The sequence below is a fragment of the Streptacidiphilus melanogenes genome (assembly GCF_000787835.1).
GTDB classification, from domain to species: domain Bacteria; phylum Actinomycetota; class Actinomycetes; order Streptomycetales; family Streptomycetaceae; genus Streptacidiphilus; species Streptacidiphilus melanogenes.
Window position 1 is genome coordinate 1 of the sequence record NZ_BBPP01000082.1, and the last position, 5,312, is coordinate 5,312.

3 protein-coding genes are annotated in these 5,312 nt (G+C 71.6%); all 3 read right to left on the minus strand.

Annotated elements, in window-relative coordinates; genetic code table 11:
* Positions 1–144: 144 nt before the first annotated feature.
* Entirely contained in the window at positions 145–1,455 is a 1,311-nt protein-coding gene (locus TR49_RS38470) for a M50 family metallopeptidase (RefSeq protein WP_042390875.1), read from the minus strand.
* A gap of 75 nt (positions 1,456–1,530) precedes the next feature.
* Positions 1,531–2,763, minus strand: a complete 1,233-nt coding sequence (gene dxr, locus TR49_RS38475) for a 1-deoxy-D-xylulose-5-phosphate reductoisomerase (protein WP_042390876.1) — start codon at positions 2,761–2,763, stop codon at positions 1,531–1,533.
* A gap of 127 nt (positions 2,764–2,890) precedes the next feature.
* On the minus strand, positions 2,891–5,312 hold a 2,422-nt coding region (locus TR49_RS38480; RefSeq protein ID WP_236653738.1), incomplete at its 5' end, for a S53 family peptidase.

Consider the following 5,312-nt stretch of genomic DNA (forward strand, 5'->3'; position numbering starts at 1 on the left):
GCTTGCGTAATCCCCACAGTGAGGCGGTGGCTGCCGGGTCACTCCAGGCCAGCCGGGCGCGCTGCATACCGGTCGGCGCACCCGACCCCCACGTTACCCGACGCGCCTGAACGCTCCGGTCAACGCCGGAGGGTCACCCGGGGGTCAGCCAAGCCGGACCGGGTTCACCACGTCGGCGATCATCACCAGCACGGTGAAGCACAGGAAGATCCCGGCGACCACGTAGGCGACGGGCATCAGCTTGGCCACGTCGAAAGGACCCGGGTCCGGGCGCTTGACCAGGCGCGCGAACTGCCGCCGCACGGCCTCCCAGAGGGCTCCCGCGATGTGGCCGCCGTCCAGCGGGAGCAGCGGCAGCATGTTGAGCAGGAACAGCGAGAGGTTGAGCCCGGCCAGCAGCTGCAGCATGGTCGCGATCCGCGCGCTCGCAGGCGCGTGCATGGCCAGCACGTCGCCGCCGACCCGGGCCACCCCGACGACGCCGACCGGCGAGTCCAGCGAACGCTTCTTGCCCTCGAAGGCCGCGCCCCACAGGCCGGGGATCTTCGACGGCAGGGAGACGATCGAGGAGGCGCCCTGCTTGGCGATGCCCGTCATCTTGTCCAGGCTCTCGCCGAGGCCGAGCTGCGTGGTCGGCGTGATCGGCTGGATACCGAGGAAGCCCGCGTGGACGATCTGGGTGGTCGGGTTGCCGTTGGAGTCGAGCCCGTACAGGTTGTTCCTGGTCAGCGTCACCGGGACGGTGAAGGTCTGTCCGCCGCGCCTGACGCCGAGGGTGACCTGGTCGTCCGGGTGCTTGCGGATCTCGTTCTGCAGTTGGTCGTAGCCGGTGATGGCGACGCCGTTGAACGAGGTGATGGTGTCGCCGGCCTTCAGGCCCGCCTTGGCGGCCGGGCTCTCCGGGGCACCCTTCGGGCAGGTGTCGCTGGTCGCGGCGCTGGAGTTGCTGGCGACCACGCACTGCGTCACATAGGAGATCGTTGGCTGGGCCTGCGGCACGCCGAAGCCCATCAGCACGACCAGGAACAGCACCACGGCCAGGATCAGGTTCATGAACGGGCCGAAGAACATGATGATGACCCGCTGCCACGGCTTGCGGGTGTAGAAGAGCCGCGTCTCGTCGCCCGGCAGGATCTCCTCGTAGGACTGCTCGCGCGCGTCCTCGATCATGCTGCGCCAGGGGGAGCTGGAGCGGGCGACGACCTTGCCGTCCGGACCCGGCGGGAACATCCCGATCATCCGGATGTAGCCGCCGAGCGGGATCGCCTTGATGCCGTACTCGGTGTCGCCCTTCTTGCGCGACCAGATGGTCGGCCCGAAGCCGACCATGTACTGCGGCACCCGCACCTTGAAGATCTTGGCCCAGCTGAGGTGGCCCAGTTCGTGCCACGCGATGGAGAACAGCAGGCCGAACACGAAGATCACGATGCCCAGGATCGTCATCAGTGTCGTCATCGTGCGTCTGCTCCTCTTGGTTCCATCCCGGCCGCGGCCGCGGCCACCCCGACCAACATCATGCCCCGTTCCCGGTCACCCTGCGGCGATCTCCTGGGCACGGGCCCGCGCCCAGCCCTCCGCAGCGAGGACGTCCTCGACCGTCAACGAAGTTCCCCCGACCGGGGTGCCGTGCTCGGCGACGACCTTCGCCACCGTATCCACGATCCCTGTGAACGCCAGCCTGCCCTGCAGGAACGCCTCGACGCACTCCTCGTTCGCCGCGTTGAACACCGCGGGCGCGGTGCCGCCGAGCTCCCCCACCTCGCGGGCGAGCCCGACCGAGGGGAAGGCCTCGGTGTCCAACGGGAAGAACTCCCAGGTCGCGGCCTTGGTCCAGTCACAGCCCGGCGCGGCGTCCGGCACCCGGTCCGGCCAGCCGAGGCCGAGCGAGATCGGCATCCGCATGTCCGGCGGGCTGGCCTGGGCCAGCGTCGAGCCGTCGGTGAACTCCACCATCGAGTGGACGACGGACTGCGGGTGGACGACGACCTCGATCCGCTCGAACGGGATGTCGTAGAGCAGGTGCGCCTCGATGACCTCCAGGCCCTTGTTGACCAGGGTCGCCGAGTTGATCGTCACGACCGGCCCCATCGCCCAGGTCGGGTGCGCCAGCGCCTGCTCCCTGGTGACCCCGGCCAGCTTCTCGCGGCTCCAGCCCCGGAAGGGCCCGCCGCTCGCGGTCACCACGAGCTTGCGGACCTCGCGGCGGGAGCCCGCCATGAGGGCCTGGAACAGGGCGGCGTGCTCGGAGTCCACCGGCACGATCTGCCCCGGCTTGGCGAGGGCCTTCACCAGCGGGCCGCCGACGATCAGCGACTCCTTGTTGGCGAGCACGAGCACGCGCCCGGCGCGCAGCGCGGCCAGCGTCGGCCGCAGACCGATGGAGCCGGTGATGCCGTTCAGCACGGAGTGGCACTCCATCGCCGCGAGCTCGGCCGCGGCGTCCGGCCCGGAGAGGATCTCCGGCAGCGGCGCGCCCTTCGGCGCGGCGGCGGCAAGAGCCTCCTTGAGCGGCGCGACCGCCTCAGGCTGCGCGACTGCGACGGTCCTCACCTTGAGCCGCAACGCCTGCTCGGCCAGCAACGCCACCCGCCCACCTGCGGCGGACAGGCCCACGACCGTGAAGCGGTCGGGGTTCCGCAGCACGATGTCGATGGCCTGGGTCCCGATGGAACCGGTCGATCCCAGGATCACCAGCTCCCGTGGCCCCTCGGGGTCGGCGACGACGGGCTCGAAGCGCACATGCGGGTCGGCGAGAAGTGTCATGGGGACATTCTGTCCTGTCCGGGCCGACGCCCGAGCAGCCAGGCGGCCCGCGGGGCGCGCCTGCCCCCGGCGCAGGGCGCGCGCCGGGGGCAGGTGCGGGAGGGACGGTCCGGGTCGCGACCGCGGTTCACTGTCCCGTCGGGTGGTCCTTGAACCAGGTGATGAACTGCTCGGACGGGCTGCCGATGCCGGTGATGTCGTCGTAGCCGTCCGTCGTCTTCAGGCTGGTGTTCTGATCCTCGCGGACGAGCACGGGGCCCTGGTCACCGGTGTAGGCGAAGCTCGGCTCGTGACCGCCGACCGGGTTCGGCCTGACGTCGTGGAAGCTCGGCGAGTTGAACTGCTTGTAGAGGACCGGGTTGGCGAAGCCCAGCGCGGAGCCGGAGCTCTGGATGGCCAGCGCCTCGACCCCGCTGAACAGCGGGCAGGCCAGGCTGGTGCCGCCGACCGTCAGGTCCTTCCAGGAGCCGCCGCTCAGGTCGTAGACCACGCCGCCGCCGGTCTGCCGGGGGACCGCGTTGCCGACCGTCTCGCCGACGTCCATGCCGGTCCACGAGTCCGCGTCCATCGACACGTCCGGCAGCACCCGGTGGTTCTGGCTGTCCGGCTTGGCGAGGGCGTCCGGGACCACGCCGACCTGGTACGGCGGCTGCTGGAACATCTGGCTGATCCCGCCGCCGCCTGCTCCGTCGAACGTGCCCTGGGAGGACCAGCCGCCACCGGTGGAGGGGTAGTCCATGGCGCCCCAGCCGGTCTCGAACTTGTAGTCGCCCGCGGCGTCCGTGCCCAGGGTGGTGCCGCCGACGCCGGTCGCCCAGGGGTCCGAGGCGGGGTAGCCCACCGAGGGGTTCGGCATCTTCTGCCGGTCGCCGGCGGTGAAGTCGCCAGAGTCGCCCGTGGAGAAGTTGAAGTTGATGCCCTCGACCGCGCCCTGCTGGAAGATCTGCTGCGCGGCCGCGATCGAGCTCTGGTCGGTCCCGAGCTCCGGACCGCTCCAGGAGTTGGAGACGACGTCCGCCAGGTGGTTCGAGATGATCTGCTGGAAGGCCTGGAAGAAGTCGGCGTTGGTCTCCGACTGGGCGCCGAAGTAGACGATCTTCGCGTCCGGCGCCATCGCGTGGACGGCCTCGACGTCGAGCGTCTCCTCGCCCCACCAGCCGGCCGCGTCGGACGCGGTGGTCTTGGCCGGGTCGTAGGACGTCGGGATGCTCTGCCGGAACTGACCGGGCTTCAGCTGCGGCAGGCCCATCTCCTGGGACCAGCGGTTGACGTCCTGGACGATCGTCGGCGACGCGTAGGCGTCGACGACGGCCACGATGACGCCCTGGCCCGTCATGCCGCTGGCGGTCGCCCCGTAGGCGGTCCGCAGCTGCTTCGCCGTGTAGCCGCACAGCGGCTGCGCGGACGGGCCGTCGGGACCGTCCGGCAGACCGGAGGGGCGCTGGCCGTAGAAGCTGCTGCAGTTCGGGTTGGAGTCCGCGACGAACATGCTGCCGCGGCCGACGGGGCTGGAGGTGGTGAGACCGGTGACCGCCGAGACGTAGTCGCCCACGTTCTGCGGGTACTGCGGCTGCGACGTCGGCGCGATGTCCACCCGGCCGTCGTGCTTGTAGCGGTGGATCTGGACCTTCAGCGCGTCCTCGACCTTCGCGATCGTCGTGGAGACCACGACCGACTCGGAGTCCTGGCTGATGATCTTCATGCCGTCCTGCTGCACCCACTGGCTGACCGCCTGGCCGGCGCCCTGGCCGGTGCTGAAGGTGGTGGAGAACGCGTGGGGGCTGAGGAACTTGTGGTAGTTCGGGTCGCCGGGCGTGCCGACCTCCTGCGCGTACTGCGCAAGGTTCTGCGGCTTGGCCTTGGCGAACCAGACCTGGCCGGTCACCACCGTCTTCGGGTTCGCGGGGCCGATGTCGTCGGCCGGGGTGGCCCAGGACGGCGGGTTCCAGCTCTTGCCGTTCGCCGGTGCGGCCATCGTGCCGCCGGCGGAGTCGCTGCTGCCGCCCTTGCCGTTCTTGCCGCCGTGGGAGGCCACCGCGACGACGGTGACGACCACGGCCAGCGCGACGACGGCCGCACCGACGACCATCCCGCGCTTGCGGCGCGGCGCTCCCCCGGGGCCCCCGGGCCCGCCCGGGCCGGTGGGTCCGCCGGAACCGAAGCCGCCAGGTCCGCCGGGCCCGCCGGAACCGAAGCCACCGGGTCCGCCCGGGCCGCCGGGTCCGCCGCCGTAGGGCGGCTGACCGCCGGGTCCGCCGCCGTAGGGCGGCTGCTGCGGCGGCCGGGGCTGCTGCGGGTAGCCGCCCGGAGGCTGCGGAGCGCCGTACGGGTTGGGGCCCTGCGGCGGCCGGGGGGCGCCGTAAGGGTTCGGCCCCTGCGGCGGCTGGGGCTGAGGCGGCTGCGGCGCCCCGTACGGGTACGGGTTGGGACCCCGCGGCGGCTGGGGCTGAGGCGGCTGCGGCGGATAGCCCTGCTGCTGCGGCCCGGGCTGCTGCGGATACCCCGGCGGCGGTTGCGGCGGGGCAACCCCGGGCGGGCCCGGGGCCGCG